1 pseudogene is annotated in these 600 nt (G+C 64.2%); it reads left to right on the plus strand.

Features of this window, described 5'->3' with window-relative positions:
• Nucleotides 1-567 (plus strand): annotated as a pseudogene (locus J5M71_RS26585) (fused response regulator/phosphatase); the annotation flags it as partial.
• Nucleotides 568-600 lie beyond the last annotated feature (33 nt).

Genomic DNA, 600 nt, shown 5'->3' on the forward strand with positions numbered 1-600 from the left:
GTCAGTCTGCTTGAGTCGACGCAGACCCACGGCGCGGCGCCGGTGTATTCCGACAGCGGCCAGTCGTGCCCGCTGGACTGGTCGGCCAGTTTCGAATGTCGCGGCGCCACGCTCAGGCGTTTCAATCCGTTGCCGTTCCTCTTGCAGTTGCTGCTTGAGGTACATGGCCTGCGCGCGCAAAGCGGAGCGCTGTACAGCGTGCTCGCCGAGTTGTATTCCAATGGCCTGGAGCATGGCGTGCTTGGGCTGGACTCCAGCCTTAAACGCGATGCGGCAGGTTTCGCCCGCTACTATTAAATGCGCGCGGCCCGGCTGGAGGCGCTGCAAGACGGTTTCGTTCGCGTGCATCTGCAGGTCCAGCCGCCAGGCGAGGGCGGGCGGGTGGTCATTCGCGTCGAGGACAGCGGCAAGGGCCTCGTTGTGGCGCGGGTCATGGAGCGGCCCGTGGATAACGCCCGCTGGTCGGGACGCGGCATCGTGCTGGTCCGGCAACTGGGGCGCAACGCCAGTTGGTCGGACCAGGGTCGTAGTGCCAGCGTGGAGTTTTTCTGGGAGATTGAGGCATAATCCGCCCATTCTTGATCAAGGAGTGAGCAAGTG

The organism is Pseudomonas sp. 43(2021), assembly GCF_017490805.1.
Lineage (GTDB): Bacteria > Pseudomonadota > Gammaproteobacteria > Pseudomonadales > Pseudomonadaceae > Aquipseudomonas.